Origin of the sequence: Brevibacterium sp. JSBI002 (assembly GCF_026013965.1) — a bacterium.
In the GTDB taxonomy this organism is placed as follows: domain Bacteria; phylum Actinomycetota; class Actinomycetes; order Actinomycetales; family Brevibacteriaceae; genus Brevibacterium.
Window position 1 is genome coordinate 932,110 of sequence record NZ_CP110341.1, and the last position, 16,958, is coordinate 949,067.

The window sequence follows — 16,958 nt, forward strand, 5'->3', positions numbered from 1 at the left end:
AGCGGTCGAAAAGTGTATTGTAGTAATCACTTAATTAAGGGGATGCTCAAATGAGTATGGATCACGTCTTCGCGGCGCTTGCCGATCCGACGCGTCGGGCGATCATCGATCGTCTGCGCGGGGGAGACAAGACCGCCGGTGAGCTCGCGGAGCCGCTGCCCATCAGTCGTTCCGCGGTCTCCCAGCACCTCAAGGTGCTCGAGACGGCGGGGCTGATCACCCGATCGAAATCCGCGCAGCAGCGCATCGTCGCACTCAACGCCGATGCCCTCACCGAGGCCACCGGCTGGCTGCAGGCGGCCCACGACGAATGGCAGCAGCGCTTCGACAGCCTCGACCTCATCCTCGCCGAGGAGGTGCCCACCGATACGTCGACGACCGACCCGTCGACCACAGATCGAACTGCGGACTGACTATCGACATCAACGACGTGCCGAATGACGCAGACATCACGTATGACGCAGACATCATGCACGACTCACGGAGGAGAACAGCGATGAACGCCGAGAACACAGCCAACACAGACATCACAGCTAACACAGTGACCGATCCGAACAGCGCACAGGCGGGAGAACCCGGATTCACCATCGTCCGCGAATTCGCCGCCCCGCGCGCCCGCGTCTGGGAAGCCTGGACGAACCCGGACGTCATGGCCCGTTGGTTCCACCCTGAAACGCTGGTCACCCCACGCGAATCCGTATCCGTCGACCTGCGGGTCGGCGGCGAATACACCTGTACGATGCGCATACCCGATACGGGGCAGGAGTTCCCGACCGCCGGGAAGTACCTTCACATCGACGAGCCCGTCCGCCTCGACTTCACTTGGGGAAGTCCCGGCGAGGTCGACGATGCCCCGCGCGTCAGCGTCGCACTTGAGGAGATCGGCGCCGACCGCACTCGCATGACGTTCACGCTGACCGGCCTGCCCAATGACTCGGGTGAAGACGCCAGTGCCTACGACGGATGGTCATCGGCCTTCACCGAACTCGGTACAGAGCTCGGGTCCTGACCGGTGCCGACTGATCACGGCGGTGGACCGCCTCAGGCATCGCCGAGGTGGTCCACCGCAGCGAGCGACCGCAGGGTCCGATTGCCGAACCGATCGTCCTCGGTCAGTTCGGTGATGCACCCGGAATGCGCGGCGAACGTCGCCCGCCCCATCGCCTCGAGAGGCAGTTCGAGCCACCGACCGATGACGAACGTGTGGGCGAAGCCGTGGGTGACGACCACCTGGTGCGAGGCTCGCTGCGTGAGGATCTCGCCGACCGCGACGTAGATCCGAGCACCGGCCTCGCGTCGCGTCTCCGCGCCGTCGATGCCTTCGGCATGATCGAGGCGCATCGTGTGGTCGAAGGCGTCGTCGGGCACGGGTGGGAAGATGAAGCGCGCGTCCAGCCAGGACTGCTCCCGTCCCTCCGCGAATCCGTACGACTTCTCGCGCAGACCCGGGTGGTCGATTGCGCGCGTGCCGAGTCGATCGGCGATCACTTCGGCGGTCCTGCGCGTCCGTTTGAGATCAGAGGTGAATACCGGCGCGGAGGCGACCGTCGGGATCCGCGACCGCAGTTCGGCGGCGATGCGATCGGCTTGGAGTTCGCCGCGGACGGTGAGCTCGGAATCGTGCCACCCGCCGACCCGGGCCTCGAGATGGTGTCGGGCCTCCGGGTGGGTGACGACGAAGAGGGATCGTGTGATGGCCATGGTGTGCTCGATCCTACCGACCCCCGGGTCGCAGGGGTCCGGTGAATGGCGATAAACTCAAATCACGACGAGTGAGGAGCGTTACATGAGTGACAAGGTCATTGCACAACGAGGTCTGTGGCTGGACGAAATGGAAGTCGGCGCCACCTATAAGCACGCACCGGGCCGCACAGTCACCGAAGCGGACAACACCCTGTTCACGGCCGTGACGATGAATACCCAGGCCCTGCACCTCGACGCAGCATGGTCGGCCACCGAGCCCTTCGGCGAGCGCCTCGTCAACTCGATGTTCACCCTGGCCACCCTCATCGGTCTGTCCGTGTCCCAGCTGACGCAGGGAACGACAGTCGGAAACCTCGGCTTCTCCGAAGTCAGCTTCCCGGCACCGATGTTCCACGGCGACACCCTCTACGCGGAGACGACGATCCTCGACAAACGCAATTCGAAGTCCCGTCCGGGCCAGGGCATCGTCACCTTCGAACACCGCGGCTACAACCAGCACGGCAAACTCGTCGCGAAGGCCGTGCGCCAGGCGATGATGTTCGACTCCAGCCACGAGTCCACGGCGGCGAAGTCCGCCGCCGACACCGCCGATCAGACCGACACCGGAAAGTGAGCCCCCATATGTCCCTCGAGTTCAAACCCGCCTGGCTCTTCGTCCCCGGCGATCGTCCCGACCGGTACACGAAAGCAGCCGAACGCTCGGATATCGTCATCCTCGACCTTGAAGACGCCGTCAACGAGGCCGACAAAGCTGCCGCACGGGAGTCCATCGTCGACTTCCCCCTCGACCCGACCCGCACGGTCGTGCGGGTGAACTCCCACGATTCGGGCCACCTCGGCGAAGATCTGAAGATGCTCGCGCGCACCGAGTACACGGCCGTGATGCTGCCGAAGGCGGAGCTCGCAGCGGATCTGTCGATCCTGTCCGGATTCCAGGTCATCGCGCTCATCGAAACCGCGCTCGGAGCCGTCAACGTCGCCGAGATCGCCGCCGCTCCGAATGTCTATGCGCTGATGTGGGGATCGGAGGATCTCATCGCCGACCTCGGCGGAGGCTCCTCCCGCAAGGACGACGGCGGCTACCGGGACGTGGCCAAGCAGGTGCGCAGCCAGACCCTCCTCGCCGCCCGGGCCCACCGCAAGTTCGCCCTCGACTCGATCTGGGCGGACATCCCGAACCTCGAAGGACTGGCAGCCGAAGCCGAAGACGCCGTGCAGTCCGGATTCTCCGGCAAGGTCTCCATCCACCCCAATCACGTGCCCGTCGTCCGCGACGCCTTCCGTCCCAGCGACGAACAGCTGACCTGGGCGCGGTCCGTGCTCGACCTGGCGAAGACGGAGAAGGGAGCATTCTCTTTCGAGGGCAAAATGATCGACGCCCCGCTGCTCAAGCACGCCGAACTCATCGTCGCCCGCGCGAACTGAGGGACACCACCTCGTGAACGTCTCCGATGCGCTCATCGCCGACCAGATCCGTGCCGTCCTCACCGCCGCCGAGACGGGGGACGGGACCGCGCCCATCGTCGAGGCCGGGAACCCGGTCCTCCGGTCCCAGACCCGCCCTTTCGACGGGCAGGTCGACGATGCCGAGCTCGAGCAGCTCGCCGAGGTGATGCGAGCGACCATGCTCGCCGCCCCGGGAGTCGGCCTTGCCGCCCCGCAGGTGGGCATCGGTCTGTCGATGTTCGTCGCCGAAGATCCTGGTGCCCGCGATCCCGAAGTTGCGAAGATCCGGCAGCGGGAGCCGATGCCGCTGCGGGTGGTCCTCAACGCGGGCTGCGAACGCGTCGGTGGTGAGGACGTCGCCTTCTATGAAGGATGTCTGTCGATCCCCGGCTACCAAGCCGTCGTGGCCCGGCCTCGCAACATCGCATTGACGGGCATCGACCTGCAGGGCGACCCCATCGCCGAGGAGGTCTCCGGCTGGTCGGCGCGCATCGTCGCCCACGAGACCGACCACCTATCCGGGATCCTCTTCCTCGACAAAGCCGAGATGCGATCCCTGGCGACGAACGAATCCGTGGCGAAGTTCTGGCACCAGCCCTCGACACAGAAGGCCGCCGCGGAACTCGGCTTCTCTTTGCCTTCGGGCATGGTGATGTGAACCTCCGCCGCGGTCGCCGGTCCGGATACCGCCGAGACTGTTGACCGCTCTCATCTGCGTCACAGGCGGGCATGTTTCGATAAGGACATGCGACTTCCCGACATCCCCCTTCGTCATCACCGAACCGTCCGCACCGCTGCCGCACTCGGCACCGGCGCCCTCGCGCTGGTGCGCCGCCGCGACGTCTCCGCCGAACGCCAGACCGGCCTGAGAGCGGGAACCGCCCTGGCCAATGCGGGCCTGACCTGGCTCACCGGGTCCCGGGCCTTCCTCGGCAAGGTGGGCGGATCGAGCGGCATCGACGAATTCCTCGGAGCCTTCTCCACCAGAGGGAGCGGTCCCGTCCGATATGCTTCCACTCCTGCGCACATCTCTGACGTCGGAGTACTCGACGGCGATGCCGACGTGGATACCTGGTGGGACGAACAGGCGAGCGTGACTTCCCCGGCGTTCCTCAATGTGGTCACCGCGGCAGCAGCGGGAGCGGCCTCATGGGCGCTCTGGCCGCTGACGGAGCGGCTGGCGGAGGCTATCGATGCGAAACTGCCGACGGGCGTCGGCCGAGGTGTCAATGCCGTCGTCAACGGCGGGCTCGTCGCGGTGACAGCGGTCCTCATCGACAAGGTCGAGAAATGGGCCGACGATGTCGAGGAACTCAATTATGCTCCGCTCGAGATCGAACTTCCCGCCCATATCCGCGAATCGGTCGATACGCTGTTGTCTCTGCCGCACCCGAACTCGGAGGCCAGCGCCAAGGCGGTCCGAGAGCAGTTCGCTTCCGCGAAGTTCTTCGTGTGGGTCACCTATCCGGATTCCTTGTATTCAGGGGATGAACCCGTCGTCCTCGACCCTGAACAGATCGAACAGCTGCTCAAAGACGAGGACATCGCTTCGATCGACGTCCGACCCGACGAATCGACCCCGAGCGCGGCACCGGCCCGGCATATCTACCCGGTCACCGGACTCACCGGCGGCGCCGACGAAGGCGGCACCGTCAGATCAGGCGACCACGCCGGCATATCGAGCGGACGCTTGGAACTCACTCTCGACATCGTCGACGGACGTCTCACCAGTGTGGATCTCAACGAGGTCGACGACGAACCATGCGCAGACCTGCTCTCCGCCGAGGCCCTGCGCGAATCCGTACCCGGCACTCTGCACCCGGGAAGCCTCGACGACGAAGACGGCGGATATTCCTCGAGCTTCGAGATCGCCGATGGCGATGTCGAGGATGCCGTCCGCACACTGGAGCGATGGCCGCGCCCGGACGAATACACCTTCCGCGCCGATGACAGCTGATCGTACCGCTGGGGCCGGGAATAACCTGCGCGCGTCATCGTTATACGTTGCATGAGCGATCTTCGAACTCTCACCCTCGGCGCCGGCTGCTTCTGGTGCCTCGACGCCGTCTACCAGCGGACCACCGGAGTGAGAGAAGTGATCTCCGGCTACACCGGCGGACACACCGACAACCCCGGATACCGTGAAGTCTGCTCCGGGATGACCGGCCACGCCGAAGCCCTGCAGGTGACCTTCGACGCCGACATCGTCCCCGAAGACGTCATCCTCGGCCTGTTCTTCACCGGCCACGACCCCACGAGCCTCAACCGCCAGGGCTACGACGTCGGCACCCAGTACCGGTCGGCCATGTTCTACCGCGACGAGACCGAGAAACAGCACTTCGCCGAAGCCATCGAATCCGCGCAGAACCTGTTCGACGATCCGATCGTCACCACCCTCGAACCGCTGGGCACCTTCTATCCCGCCGAGGCGGTCCACCAGGACTTCTACACTGCGAACCCGGACAACGGCTACTGCCGTGTCATCATCGACCCGAAACTCAGCAAGGCCCGCACCGCCTTCGCCGAATGGGTGAGCTGATGGGCAGTCATAAGAAGGGCAAGTGCAAAAAGGACAAACACAAGGAGCGCAAACGGTCCAAGGACGCGGGCAAGGCCTGCGAAGCGACCAAAGATCGCGTCCGTGCCCATTTCCTCGATGGCAACACCGGCCCGTGGGCGAAGAGCCTGGCCGCCCAGGACGACCAGACCGCCCGCTCGGCGGAGAGTGAGAAGAACACCGACCCCGCCGAGGCAACCGCCGCCTCGGCGAGTGACCGCACCTCAGCCGTGACGCCCACTCGCCGCGGTCCCGACTACTCAGCGCCGTCATCGATCGACATCGTCGCCGATCCCGTCCTCCACGCCCTGAGTACCCGACGGTCGATCTCAAAGGTCGACCCGGAGACCCCGAACGACTCCGACCTGCTCGAGATCATCCGATCGATCTCCTCGGTCGCCGACCACAAGTCACTGCGCCCCTGGCGCTTCCTCATCATCCGCGGAGACGACCGGCACCGCCTCGGCGACGCCCTCGACGAAGCCGCCGGCGTCGTCCGCAAACCAGGCGAGACCAATACGAAGCCGCTGCGGGCCGAACTTCTGCTCGCCCTCGTCTCCTCACCGGTCGAACATGACAAGGTTCCCGAATGGGAGCAGCACGCGACCGCCGCTGGTGCCGGCCACCTGCTCGAACTCGCCCTGTGGCAAGCCGGCTGGGGAGTCATGTGGCGCTCGGGAACCCTGACGAACACCGAACCGGTCCGCCGCCTCCACCGCCTGAACGATCATGAACTGCTCATGGGCTGGTTCTACATCGGAGCCGTCCCCGAACGCTACCGACAGCGCCTGACCACGAGCACTCGCCCCCTGCCGAAGCCCGAACAGTTCCTCGATACCCTGTGAGCACTCCCGACACCGACACTCCGGAAACGCGCCGCCTGCCCAAGGAGATCTATGTCCTCGTGGCAGCGGCCTTCATCGTTGCCCTGGGCTACGGAATCATCGCCCCCGTCCTGCCGCAGTTCGCGGCGAGCTTCGACTTCGGGGTCACCGCCGCAACCATCGTCGTCTCCTCGTTCGCATTCTTCCGGTTCGTGTTCTCACCCTCATCCGGGCGTCTCGTCGATGCCTTCGGCGAACGCCGCATCTACATCACCGGCCTCCTCATCGTCGCCGCCTCCACCGCGGCCGTCGCCTTCGCACAGAACTACTGGCAGCTGCTGATCTTCCGCGGACTCGGCGGCATCGGGTCGACGATGTTCAGCGTCTCCGCGATGGCGCTCATCGTCCGCCTCGCCCCGATCGACGCCCGCGCGAAAGCGTCCTCCACGTACGCGACCGCATTCCTCGTCGGCAATATCGCCGGCCCAGTCCTCGGCGGTGCCATGGCCGGATGGGGGATGCGCATCCCGTTCATCATCTACGCCGTCGGTCTGCTCATCGCCGCCATCGTCGTCCGCGTATTCCTCGCCTCCACCGCAGCCTTCGGCTCCTCGACGAAATCCGGGCGTGCCCGCCTGGAAGCGGAGAAGGACAAGGAACAGCAGGAAGTCATGTCCTTCCGGGAAGCCTGGAAGGATTCGGCCTACCGTTCGGCGCTCATCTCCGCCTTCGTCCAAGGCTGGTCGGCGATGGGCATCCGCGTGGCCATCTACCCGCTCTTCGCCATCCAGGCCCTCAAAGCCGATACGGCCGTGGCCGGACTGGCCCTGACCATGTTCGCCATCGGCAACGCTTCGGCCGTGACAGTGGTCGGGCGCTTCGCTGACACCGTCGGGCGCAAACCCTTCATCCAATGGGGTCTGTTCGTCCTCGGCGTGACCACCGCGGCGCTGGCCTTCATCGACTCGATCTGGCTGTTCTTCGCCTTCTCCATCATCGCCGGGATCGGTTCCGGGCTGGCCAACCCCGCTCAGCAGGCCACGGTCGCCGACGTCATCGGCCGCGACCGCAAGGGCGGCCGAGTGCTCGCCCGCTATCAGATGGCCCTCGACGGCGGAGCCATCCTCGGCCCGATCATCGCCGGAGCCGTCGTCGACCACTTCGACTACTCGTGGGCGTTCCTGCTCACCGGCGTCCTCGGCATCATCGCCGCAGGCCTGTGGTTCTTCGGCCGCGAAACCCGTCCCCGCCAACCGGCTTCGGCTGACTGACGCACTCAAACGCACCCGCACGTGCGCTGCAGCTCGGTGAAACTGCAGCAGCTCGGTGCAGGAACCAAGCTGCTGCAGTTTCACCGAGCTGGTGTTCGGGGCGCGGCGTGCTCAGCCGTTGATCAGAGAAGTCAGGTTTTCCTCATGTGCGATGCGGGTGACACTCACTAGGATGGTTGGTTGAGTCGGCGTTCTGCGTCGTCGCCCTGTCTACGACAAAGAAAGTCCCCTCGTGAGTTTCCTGACCCGGCTGAGTCTGAAGAACCGGGCGCTCATCGCGCTCATCTCCGTCGTCGCCATCATCTTCGGCATCATCGGTGCCGGTTCTCTCAAGCAAGAGCTCTTCCCATCCCTCGACAACCCGCAGGCCACGGTCACCGCCTCCTATGAGGGAGCCACCCCCGAGGCCGTCGAATCCGAAGTCACCGACCCACTCGAAGGGGCGCTGACCGCACTGCCCGAAGTCGAGGACATGACCTCGACATCCTCGGCGGGCAGTTCGCAGATCACCGTGAGCACGAAGTACGGCGACGACTCCGATGACGTCGTCCGTGCCCTGCAGCGCGCCGTCTCCCAGGTGCAGCCGACCCTGCCGGACGGTGTCGAACCGAACGTCATGATGATGGGCACCGACGACATTCCGGTACTCGCCCTGTCCGTGACCTCGGACGCCGATGAAGACCAGCTGGCGGCGAACCTCGAAGACATCGTCGAACCGGAGCTGAAGAAGGTCGACGGCGTCTCCCAGGTCCAGATCGCCGGAGCGAAGACCAAACAGGTCGAGATCAGCATCCGCCGCGACGATCTCGAGGACGAAGGAGCCAACCTCGACGAGGTGGCCGGAATCCTCCAGTCCAATGGTGTGCCCACCTCCGCGGGCGAGCTCAAGGGCGATGACGGCACTGCCCCGGTCGAGGTCGGTACCCGCATCCGCTCGATCGATGCGATCAAGGAACTCGTCATCTCCGGCAAGGACGGACCGATCCAGGTCTCCGACGTCGCCGACGTCAAACTCGTCGACGAGCCGATCGAGTCGATCTCACGCACCAACGGCGAACCCTCGCTGTCCGTGTCGGTGATGAAGGAATCCGACGCGAACACCGTCGACGTCTCACACGCGGTGGCCGACAAGCTGCCCGAACTCGAGAAGATGATGGGTGACAATACGGAGTTCGTCTCCGCGTTCGACCAGGCACCGTTCATCGAACAGTCCATCCACGACCTGCTCAACGAGGGTGGGCTCGGCCTGATCTTCGCGGTCCTCGTCATTCTCGTCTTCCTGCTCTCGGTGCGGGCGACGATCATCACCGCCATTTCCATCCCGCTCTCCCTCCTCATCGCCATGATCGGGCTGTGGATGGGCGGGGAGACCCTCAACATGCTCACCCTCGGTGCGCTGACGATCTCCGTCGGCCGCGTCGTCGACGACTCCATCGTCGTCATCGAGGCGATCCGCAGACGCCACGCCTCCGGCGGCGACAAGTTCTCGAACATCCTCGCCGCCGTCTCCGAGGTGGCCGGTGCCATCACCGCATCGACCCTGACCACGGTGGCCGTGTTCCTGCCGCTGGCATTCGTGACCGGGCAGACCGGAGAGATGTTCCGGCCCTTCGCGCTGACCGCGACCATCGCCCTGCTCTCGTCCCTGTTCGTGGCACTGACGATCGTGCCCGTCCTCGCGTACTGGTTCCTGCGTCAGCGTGAGGCGAAGGTCAAGCTCACCCGTGCGGAGAAGGCGGAGATCCGTCGCAGCCGCAAGTCGATGCTGTTGCAGTGGAGGGCAGAGAAGAAGGAAGCGAAGAAGGCCGACAAGAAGCGCGACCTCGTCGCCGCCGGTGCCGAAGCAGAGGACACAGGTCCTCGCGACAGCGTCGCATCGTCCCAACGGGCCGATGCCACCACGCAGTCCGGTGCCACCACTCGAACCGATGCGGCCGGAATGGCCGCGGGCGGATCGCGCTACGGCGAATCCGAAGACGGAACTGAGGCCGTCGACGAGCTCGCCGGAATGCATTCTCCGGTGACGCGACTGCAGAAGACCTATATGCCGGCCATCGGGTTCTCGACGAAGCACCCGATCATCATGATCCTCATCGCCGTGCTCGTGCTCGCAGGCACCGGAGCGATGATCCCGCAGCTGAAGACCGAGCTCTTCGGCGACACCGGGCAGGATTCCCTGCAGATCTCGCAGACCTTCGACCCGGGCACCGACCTCGACGAGGCATCGGAGCAGGCGAAGAAGGTCGAGGACATTCTCGCCGACGAATCCGATGTCGACAACTACCAGGTGTCGCTCGGCGGCACGTCGTTCGGCTTCACCGACGATTCGTCGCTGACGGGCACCTATATCGTCAACACGAAGTCCGGAGTCTCGGCGCAGTCGATCTCCGCGAATCTGCAGAAGCAGTTCGACGACCTCAAGGGTGCCGGCGACGTCGAGGTGGCGAGCCAGAGCTCGACCCCGGGCGCGCAGACCATCGACGTCACACTCACGGCCACCGACCCCCAGGAACTCGAGGATGCGACGAATAAGGTCAGCGACAAGCTCGAGAGTGTGTCCGCGGCACAGTCGGTGACGAGCGATACCGCCGCGGTCCAGCCCGTGATCGAAGTCAAGGTCGATCATGAGAAGGCCGCAGAGGAGAACCTCACCGAGGCGGCCATCGGCCAGTATGTGCAGCGTGCCATGCATGGTCAGCAGATCGGTGAGGTCGTCATCGACGATGTCTCCCATTCGGTGCTGCTCTTCGATCGCAATGCCGACACCGTGGAGAAGCTGCGCGAACTCAAGATCCCGGGCAAGCCGGAAGAGACGGCTCCCGCCGGCGGAGCCGGCGCAGGCGCGGAAGGCGGCGCCGGTGGAGCAGCCGGAGGTGCCGGTGGTTCAGGTGACGCCGGCGCGGCCGGTGGTGCCGGAGGAGCTGCCGGTGGCGCAGGTGGTGCCGGAGGCGCAGGCGGTGCCGGCGGTGCCGAAGGCGCGGCTGGTGGTGCGGCCGGTGGTGCCGGTGCGACGGGCGGCGATCCGAATGCGGGCGCCCCGTGACCTCGGAGCCGCGCTTCATCGAACTTGATGAGGTTGCCGACGTCAAGGAGGTCAAGACCGCACCGACGATCCGCCACACGGATTCGCAGCGTTCGACTACCGTGTCCGTGACTCCGGAAGGCGATGACCTCGGAGCCGTGTCGACCGAGGTCCAGTCCGCCCTCGACGAGGTGGACCTGCCCGATACGGTGGCCGTCGACACCGGCGGTGCCACCCAGGAGCAGAACGAAGCGTTCTCGCAGCTGGGACTGGCGATGCTCGCGGCGATCCTCATCGTGTTCGTCATCATGGTCGCCACGTTCAAGTCGCTGCTGCAGCCGCTGATCCTGCTGGTCTCGATCCCATTCGCGGCCACCGGTTCGGTTGCGCTCTCGCTCATCACCGACACTCCGCTGGGGCTGACGTCGATGATCGGTCTGCTCATGCTCATCGGCATCGTGGTGACGAATGCGATCGTGCTCATCGACCTCATCAACCACTTCCGCGTCCGCGGGGTCGATCTGCGTACTGCGATCGTCCACGGCGCCCGACTGCGTTACCGTCCGATCCTTATGACCGCGGCCGCCACGATCTTCGCTCTGCTGCCGATGGCCCTCGGGCTCACCGGCGGGGGAGTGTTCATCTCGAAGCCATTGGCGATCGTCGTCATTGGCGGCCTGGTCAGCTCGACGCTGCTTACGCTCATCCTCGTGCCCGTGCTCTACCTGCTGCTCGAAGGGGTCAAGGAACGTCGGGCCGAGAAGAAGTACGTGAAGAACATGGCTCGCGGTGAGGTCCTCGACGCTGCCGAGGCACGGGCGCATGAGCGGGAGACCGCCGCGGTGCCTGCCGGTGCCGGGGCCGCTGTCGCCGGCTCCGACGACACCCGGGCGCAGTCAGAAGGGGAGGCCCCCACCGAGGCGACCGCACCGACCGCGGACTCGACGTCCGCGGATTCGGGCAGGGCCGCCTCGGCGTCGGATGGATCGACGGATGCCGACCACGTCGACGTCGGACGGAATACCGATCCGTCCGCTCGCGATGGACGGGACGACAACGCGGACCGGGGCGATGGGTCGGGAACGGACTTCACCCTGCGCAGCCAGCAGCCACGTCGTGACGACGGGGACGGCGAACCCAAACACTGAGCCGTCCCGGCTAGAGTTGAGTCCATGACGACCGAGCTCGAACCACAGGAGAGAAATCGCCTGTGGTTCGAGCTCGGTCTCATTGCGGCCCTGTCACTGGGGCAGGCTTCCGTCTATGCGATCGTGCGTCTGGCAGACATCGCCACGCGCGGACCGATCAGCGACGCCCAGGCCAAACTCAACACCTCGATCTCTCCCCGGCCGGGCTTCGACCTGATCTACCAGCTTCTCGACATCGGTTTCACCCTCGTGCCCGTCGCACTCGCGATCTACCTGCTCAGTCGCGACCGACCGGCACAGCCGCTGCCGATCCGACTCGGAGTCGACGGGCACCGACTGCGCGACCTCGGCCACGGTGCCCTCATCTTCCTTATCATCGGCATCGGCACCCTCGGGGTGTATGCGGGCGGCAGGGCACTGGGGATCACCGCCGAGATCCAGCCGTCCAACCTCGGCGATCATTGGTGGACGGTTCCCGTGCTGCTGCTCTCGGCGGCGAAGAACGGAATCCTCGAAGAGGTGCTCATCTTCGGCTTCGGGGCGCTGCGACTGCGGCAGCTGGGCTTCGGACCGTGGCCGATCATCATCTCCCTGGCGATCTTCCGCGCCAGCTACCACCTCTACCAGGGCATCGGACCGTTCATCGGCAACGTCGCCATGGGCATCATCTTCGGCTGGTACTTCCTGCGCAAGGGCAGACTCATGCCGTTGGTGTGGGCGCATGTCATCATCGACGCCCTCGGATTCCTCGCCCCGGGCGTGCTCGCCCTCGTCGACTTCGGCTGAGTGCTGCAGCCGCAATCGGGACACTCATTCCTCCCTCCGGGTTCACCTCTGATTCACCGGCGGGTAGTTCCAGGGCCGCTTGCCGGTGACAGTCTCGGTCGGGTGAGTCCTTCCGGCTCCGCCCTCTGTGCCGGGCGGTCCCCGGTCTGGGAAGATACCCGATACAAGGAGAGAATCGATGCGAACCTTTCTGCCGATGGCCGACCATGTGCGTGGCAAGCGCAGCCCCGTCACGTGCGCACTGAAGTGCGACAACGCCTGCCTCAAGGCCACCTGCAACACATCGGCAAATGGGTATTTCCGCGATATCGTCAATGCCAAGCTCAGCCGTCGCGCGGTTCTCGGTGCCTCGGCTGCCGGCGCCTTGGCCATCGCAGTGACCACCGCACCGAGTCCGACCGCACGCTCTGCCGCCGCGGCCACCGCAGGCAGTCTGGCCTTCACCGCCATCGACCCGGTCCAGCACGAGGTCGACGAATTCATCGTCCCCGAAGGCTACTCTTGGCATCCGATCGTCCGCTGGGGAGATCCCTTGTTCCCCGACTCCCCGAGGTTCGACCCAGAGAATCAGAGCCCAGAGGCGCAGCGCCGCCAGTTCGGCTACAACAACGACTTCCTGTCCATCCAGATCGACCCCGACGACTCGAACCGGGCCGTGCTCTTCGCCAACCAGGAATACACGAACGACGCCATCATGTACCCCGAGGACATGGACGGAGCCGATCAGCGGGCGATCAGCCGTGAAGCCCACGGACTGACCGTTGCCGAACTCATCCGCACGGACGAGAAGTCAACGTGGACGGTCGACGTCAACGGAAAGAAGAACCGCCGGTTCCTCATTGACACCGAGTACGAGTTCACCGGTCCCGCTGCCGGTTCCGATCTGCTGCGGACGAAGGACTACCCGAACGGTGACAAGGCGCAGGGCACTCTCGGCAACTGCTCGGGTGGGCTCACACCCTGGGGCACTCTGGTGTCCGGTGAGGAGAACTTCAACTCGTACTTCAAGGCGCAGGGCACATCGGCGGCAGATAAGCGCTACGGGCTCGACAGCGAAGATTCGGCCAACGGGTGGGAAGCCGATGTCGACCGATTCGATACGAACAACCCGGGCTACGCGAACGAAGCGAATCGGTTCGGCTGGATCGTCGAAGTCGACCCTTGGGACCCGAACTCCACCCCTCACAAGCACACGAACATGGGCCGCTTCAAACACGAAGGGGCGAACATCACGATCTCCGATTCGGGCCACGCCGTGGCCTATATGGGAGACGATGAAAAGTTCGACTACCTCTACAAGTTCGTCTCGAAGGACACCTACTTGGAGGGCGATCGCACACACAACAAGACGCTGCTGACCGACGGCGACCTCTACGTCGCGAAGTTCACCGGCAACTCACCGAAGTCCGAGATCGACGGCAGCGGTGAGGTGCCCGCCGACGGCGAGTTCGACGGCAGCGGACAGTGGCTTCCGCTGGTCAAGGACGGCAAGTCGCAGGTGTCAGGATTCTCCGTCGAAGAGGTCCTCGTCAACACCCGTCTGGCCGCCGACAAGGTCGGCCCGACGAAGATGGACCGCTGCGAAGACGTCGAACCCAACCCGGTCAACGGCCGCATCTACGTCGCCTGCACGAACAACTCCGACCGCGGCACCGACGGGAAGGCCGCCGCAGATGAGGCCAATCCGCGCACGGAGAACCGCGACGGGCATATCGTCGAGATCACCGAGCGCTCCGGCGATCACACAGGCACCGAATTCGATTGGACGCTGCTGTTGGTCTGCGGAGACCCGAAGCAGGGCGACGCCACTTACTTCTCCGGCTTCCCCGCCGATCAGGTCTCACCGATCTCCTGCCCGGACAATGTCGCCTTCGACACCGCCGGAAACCTGTGGATCTCCACCGACGGTGCTCCCGACGGCATCGGCTACTGCGACGGGCTGTTCAAGGTAACCATCGAAGGCGACCAGCGCGGCCGCGTCGAACAGTTCCTGTCCGTACCTCGCGAAGCCGAGGTCTGTGGACCACTCGTCCACGACGAATACGAATCCGCGTTCGTCGCAGTTCAGCACCCAGGTGAGGACGGCTCGTATGCCGATCAGCACTCGCAGTTCCCCGATTATGTCAAGGAAACCGATGTCGACAAGGGAGTGGCCGCGATGCCGCGGCCCACGGTCGTGCAGGTCATCAAGGGCGACGGCGGATCGGCACCGGACCCGACTGAACCGCCGAAGGACCAGGACTCCGACGCCGACGGCACAGATGAAGGGGCGACGGACTCGGATGAGAACGGCAACTCAGATGGTGCCGGAACCGGTGAGGACACCGATGCCAAGGGCGACAGGACCGGAACGGACGCCGACAGCTCCGGTTCGACTGCCGGGTCGCAGGACGGCGTGAAAGATGCCGCGGCAGCTGGTGCGGCAGCGAGTGCCGGCAGCGACGGCGGCTCCGGTGCCGGCGGCTCCGGCGGCTCCGGTTCGGGCGGCGGTTCCTCGAACGGCGACTCGGGTTCAGGCGGGTCCGGTTCAGGTGGGTCCGGCTCGGACGGCGGTGAACTGCCGTGGACCGGTTCGGACAGCACTCTGCCGCTGCTCGGCGGCGGAGCAGGTCTCCTCGCCGTCGGCGGTGCGATGGCGACGGCCGCTCATCTGCGTCGGAAGAACGCAGACGGGACGGAAAGCGAGCAGGACTTGCCGACGGAGACTCAGAGCGACTGATGACACCAGGCCCATAAGCTGAAGAAGGCCAGAGGCGACACTGCCTCTGGCCTTCTTCGACTCCGCAGAGTGCGCGGACTCTGATGCGCTCAGATGGTGACGGGGCCGTTCTCCGTGTTGAAGCTCACCGACATGATGCCCGGCGTCCCGTGTGGTGCGGACCAGTCGATGTTGATCTCCGAGATCGGCTTGGCATCCTGAGTGCCCAGCCAATCGCGCAGACGATCGCGGTCCCCGGCGATCTGCAGGGTGTCGATGTCGACGGCCTCATTCGTCTTGTACGTCGACGGGTGTTGCGAGGAGTCGGCGGACCACTTGATGAAGAACGGCAGCTGGGGATCGGCGATGAGCCCCTTGACACCGATCTGCAGCCACCGAAGTTCCAAACCGGACTCCGGCGTGCGGTTTCCATCGACAGCCTTGCGCTCGAGGCGGGTTTCGACTGCGGTGAGATCGTCGACCGAGACGCACCAGCCCATCCAGCCGCCGCCGAGCTCGGAACGAGCCCGGACGGCCTGACCGAAGGGCGTCGAGAGAGCGGCCGGATGCTCCAAGGCTTCCACGACTTCGAGGTAATGACCGTTCGCTAGGGGGAAGATGAGGTTTCTGGTGCCGAATCGAGGATGCACACCGCCGTCGTAGGGAGCCACTCCGAGCTTGTCTGCGATCCGCTCAGCGGTCGCACGATAGCCGTCAGGTTCACTGGCGTATGACACATGATCGAGTTTCATGACACGACAATCGCATAACCTGGCTCACACTGCCCCTTAGGCTTACCTAAGAAATCGTGATGATCGTCACGCTGGGGTCCCGGCCGTCGCCAAAGCGAAACCGCCCGGATGTCATCATCCGGGCGGTCGCAGATCAGCGCTGAGTTCTCAGCACAGTGAGAGGGGAGGGACTCAGTGGCCCTCGGCCTTGAATCGTTCGATGGAGGCATTGACCTCTGCCTCTGCGGCTTCGCGACCTGCCCAGGACGAACCCTTGACGTACTTGCCGGGCTCGAGGTCCTTGTACCGGTTGAAGAAGTGCTCGATCGAGTCGAGCATGAACTGGTCCACATCCGAGATGTCGGTGTAGGAGTCCCAGCGAGGATCTCCGGCGGGAACGGCGAGGACCTTGTCATCGCCTCCGGCCTCGTCTTCCATCTGGAACATGCCGATGGGACGGATGTCGATGAGCACACCGGGGAACAGCGGCTCGGGCAGCAGCACGAGCACGTCGAGAGGGTCGCCGTCGTTTCCGAGCGTGTCTTCGATATAGCCGTAATCGGCGGGGTACTGCATCGAGGTGTAGAGGTAGCGATCGAGCTTGACCCGACCGGTCTCATGATCGACTTCGTACTTGTTGCGGGACCCCTGGGGGATCTCGATTGTGGCCAGCAGTTCCATAGTGCTCCTTCACGTTAGGGGTGCATCACTAGAATAGATGGTACAAGTCCCCGTCACCGCCCACCGACGGCGACCGCCTCACGGTCGTCG

The 16,958-nt window shown here is 64.9% G+C and carries 14 protein-coding genes and 1 pseudogene; 12 read left to right on the forward strand and 3 right to left on the reverse strand.

Going from position 1 to position 16,958, the window contains the following annotated elements:
- Positions 1–50: 50 nt before the first annotated feature.
- Entirely contained in the window at positions 51–413 is a 363-nt protein-coding gene (locus LJ362_RS04070; RefSeq protein WP_264800891.1) for an ArsR/SmtB family transcription factor, read from the forward strand.
- 83 nt (positions 414–496) lie between these two features.
- Positions 497–1,009 (forward strand): SRPBCC family protein, encoded by a 513-nt coding sequence (locus LJ362_RS04075; RefSeq protein WP_264800892.1) that lies wholly within the window; start codon positions 497–499, stop codon positions 1,007–1,009.
- A gap of 32 nt (positions 1,010–1,041) precedes the next feature.
- Here the strand turns inward: LJ362_RS04075 and LJ362_RS04080 are convergent, their stop codons facing one another.
- Positions 1,042–1,701, reverse strand: a complete 660-nt coding sequence (locus LJ362_RS04080; protein WP_264800894.1) for a histidine phosphatase family protein — start codon at positions 1,699–1,701, stop codon at positions 1,042–1,044.
- An 85-nt stretch (positions 1,702–1,786) separates the two neighbouring features.
- Here LJ362_RS04080 and LJ362_RS04085 point away from each other — a divergent pair, with 85 nt between their 5' ends.
- The 10 genes and pseudogenes from LJ362_RS04085 (at position 1,787) to LJ362_RS04130 (ending at position 15,477) form a co-directional block, all read left to right on the forward strand.
- On the forward strand, positions 1,787–2,317 hold the full coding sequence (locus LJ362_RS04085) for a MaoC family dehydratase (protein WP_264800895.1): 531 nt from the start codon (positions 1,787–1,789) through the stop codon (positions 2,315–2,317).
- Between the two features lie 8 nt (positions 2,318–2,325).
- Positions 2,326–3,129, forward strand: a complete 804-nt coding sequence (locus LJ362_RS04090) for an HpcH/HpaI aldolase/citrate lyase family protein (protein WP_264800896.1) — start codon at positions 2,326–2,328, stop codon at positions 3,127–3,129.
- Positions 3,130–3,142: 13 nt separating this feature from the next.
- Positions 3,143–3,808, forward strand: a complete 666-nt coding sequence (locus LJ362_RS04095) for a peptide deformylase (RefSeq protein WP_264800897.1) — start codon at positions 3,143–3,145, stop codon at positions 3,806–3,808.
- 87 nt (positions 3,809–3,895) lie between these two features.
- The gene (locus LJ362_RS04100) at positions 3,896–5,107 is read left to right on the forward strand and encodes a hypothetical protein (protein ID WP_264800898.1); all 1,212 of its coding nucleotides are present in this window, start codon (positions 3,896–3,898) and stop codon (positions 5,105–5,107) included.
- 51 nt (positions 5,108–5,158) lie between these two features.
- Positions 5,159–5,689 (forward strand): peptide-methionine (S)-S-oxide reductase MsrA, encoded by a 531-nt coding sequence (gene msrA, locus LJ362_RS04105; protein ID WP_264800899.1) that lies wholly within the window; start codon positions 5,159–5,161, stop codon positions 5,687–5,689.
- The gene (locus tag LJ362_RS04110) at positions 5,677–6,552 is read left to right on the forward strand and encodes a nitroreductase family protein (RefSeq protein WP_264800901.1); all 876 of its coding nucleotides are present in this window, start codon (positions 5,677–5,679) and stop codon (positions 6,550–6,552) included. Before msrA ends, LJ362_RS04110 begins: the two co-directional genes overlap by 13 nt.
- Complete coding sequence (locus LJ362_RS04115) at positions 6,549–7,802, forward strand: MFS transporter (RefSeq protein ID WP_264800902.1); 1,254 nt, start codon at positions 6,549–6,551, stop codon at positions 7,800–7,802. Before LJ362_RS04110 ends, LJ362_RS04115 begins: the two co-directional genes overlap by 4 nt.
- Positions 7,803–8,034: 232 nt before the next feature.
- Positions 8,035–11,972: pseudogene (locus LJ362_RS04120) on the forward strand (efflux RND transporter permease subunit).
- Positions 11,973–11,996: 24 nt separating this feature from the next.
- The gene (locus LJ362_RS04125) at positions 11,997–12,758 is read left to right on the forward strand and encodes a CPBP family intramembrane glutamic endopeptidase (RefSeq protein ID WP_264800903.1); all 762 of its coding nucleotides are present in this window, start codon (positions 11,997–11,999) and stop codon (positions 12,756–12,758) included.
- A 178-nt stretch (positions 12,759–12,936) separates the two neighbouring features.
- A complete protein-coding gene (locus tag LJ362_RS04130) occupies positions 12,937–15,477 on the forward strand; it encodes a PhoX family phosphatase (RefSeq protein ID WP_320109152.1) in 2,541 nt (846 codons plus the stop codon).
- Between the two features lie 89 nt (positions 15,478–15,566).
- Here LJ362_RS04130 and LJ362_RS04135 read toward each other — a convergent pair whose 3' ends face one another.
- Together LJ362_RS04135 and LJ362_RS04140 are read right to left on the reverse strand one after the other, a co-directional pair.
- On the reverse strand, positions 15,567–16,208 hold the full coding sequence (locus LJ362_RS04135; RefSeq protein ID WP_264800904.1) for a VOC family protein: 642 nt from the start codon (positions 16,206–16,208) through the stop codon (positions 15,567–15,569).
- 171 nt (positions 16,209–16,379) lie between these two features.
- Positions 16,380–16,868 carry an inorganic diphosphatase gene (locus LJ362_RS04140; RefSeq protein WP_264800906.1) on the reverse strand — a complete coding sequence of 163 codons (489 nt, stop codon included), beginning with the start codon at positions 16,866–16,868 and terminating at the stop codon, positions 16,380–16,382.
- Positions 16,869–16,958: the final 90 nt, after the last annotated feature.

Excerpts from the sequence above, each read along its gene's own strand:
- LJ362_RS04090 (WP_264800896.1), top strand. The coding sequence starts at position 2,326 with ATGTCCCTCGAGTTCAAACCCGCCTGGCTCTTCGTCCCCGGCGATCGT.
- LJ362_RS04110 (WP_264800901.1), top strand. The coding sequence starts at position 5,677 with ATGGGTGAGCTGATGGGCAGTCATAAGAAGGGCAAGTGCAAAAAGGAC.
- LJ362_RS04135 (WP_264800904.1), bottom strand. The coding sequence starts at position 16,208 with ATGAAACTCGATCATGTGTCATACGCCAGTGAACCTGACGGCTATCGT.
- LJ362_RS04070 (WP_264800891.1), top strand. The coding sequence starts at position 51 with ATGAGTATGGATCACGTCTTCGCGGCGCTTGCCGATCCGACGCGTCGG.
- LJ362_RS04125 (WP_264800903.1), top strand. The coding sequence starts at position 11,997 with ATGACGACCGAGCTCGAACCACAGGAGAGAAATCGCCTGTGGTTCGAG.
- LJ362_RS04130 (WP_320109152.1), top strand. The coding sequence starts at position 12,937 with ATGCGAACCTTTCTGCCGATGGCCGACCATGTGCGTGGCAAGCGCAGC.
- LJ362_RS04100 (WP_264800898.1), top strand. The coding sequence starts at position 3,896 with ATGCGACTTCCCGACATCCCCCTTCGTCATCACCGAACCGTCCGCACC.
- LJ362_RS04140 (WP_264800906.1), bottom strand. The coding sequence starts at position 16,868 with ATGGAACTGCTGGCCACAATCGAGATCCCCCAGGGGTCCCGCAACAAG.
- LJ362_RS04075 (WP_264800892.1), top strand. The coding sequence starts at position 497 with ATGAACGCCGAGAACACAGCCAACACAGACATCACAGCTAACACAGTG.
- LJ362_RS04085 (WP_264800895.1), top strand. The coding sequence starts at position 1,787 with ATGAGTGACAAGGTCATTGCACAACGAGGTCTGTGGCTGGACGAAATG.
- LJ362_RS04080 (WP_264800894.1), bottom strand. The coding sequence starts at position 1,701 with ATGGCCATCACACGATCCCTCTTCGTCGTCACCCACCCGGAGGCCCGA.
- msrA (WP_264800899.1), top strand. The coding sequence starts at position 5,159 with ATGAGCGATCTTCGAACTCTCACCCTCGGCGCCGGCTGCTTCTGGTGC.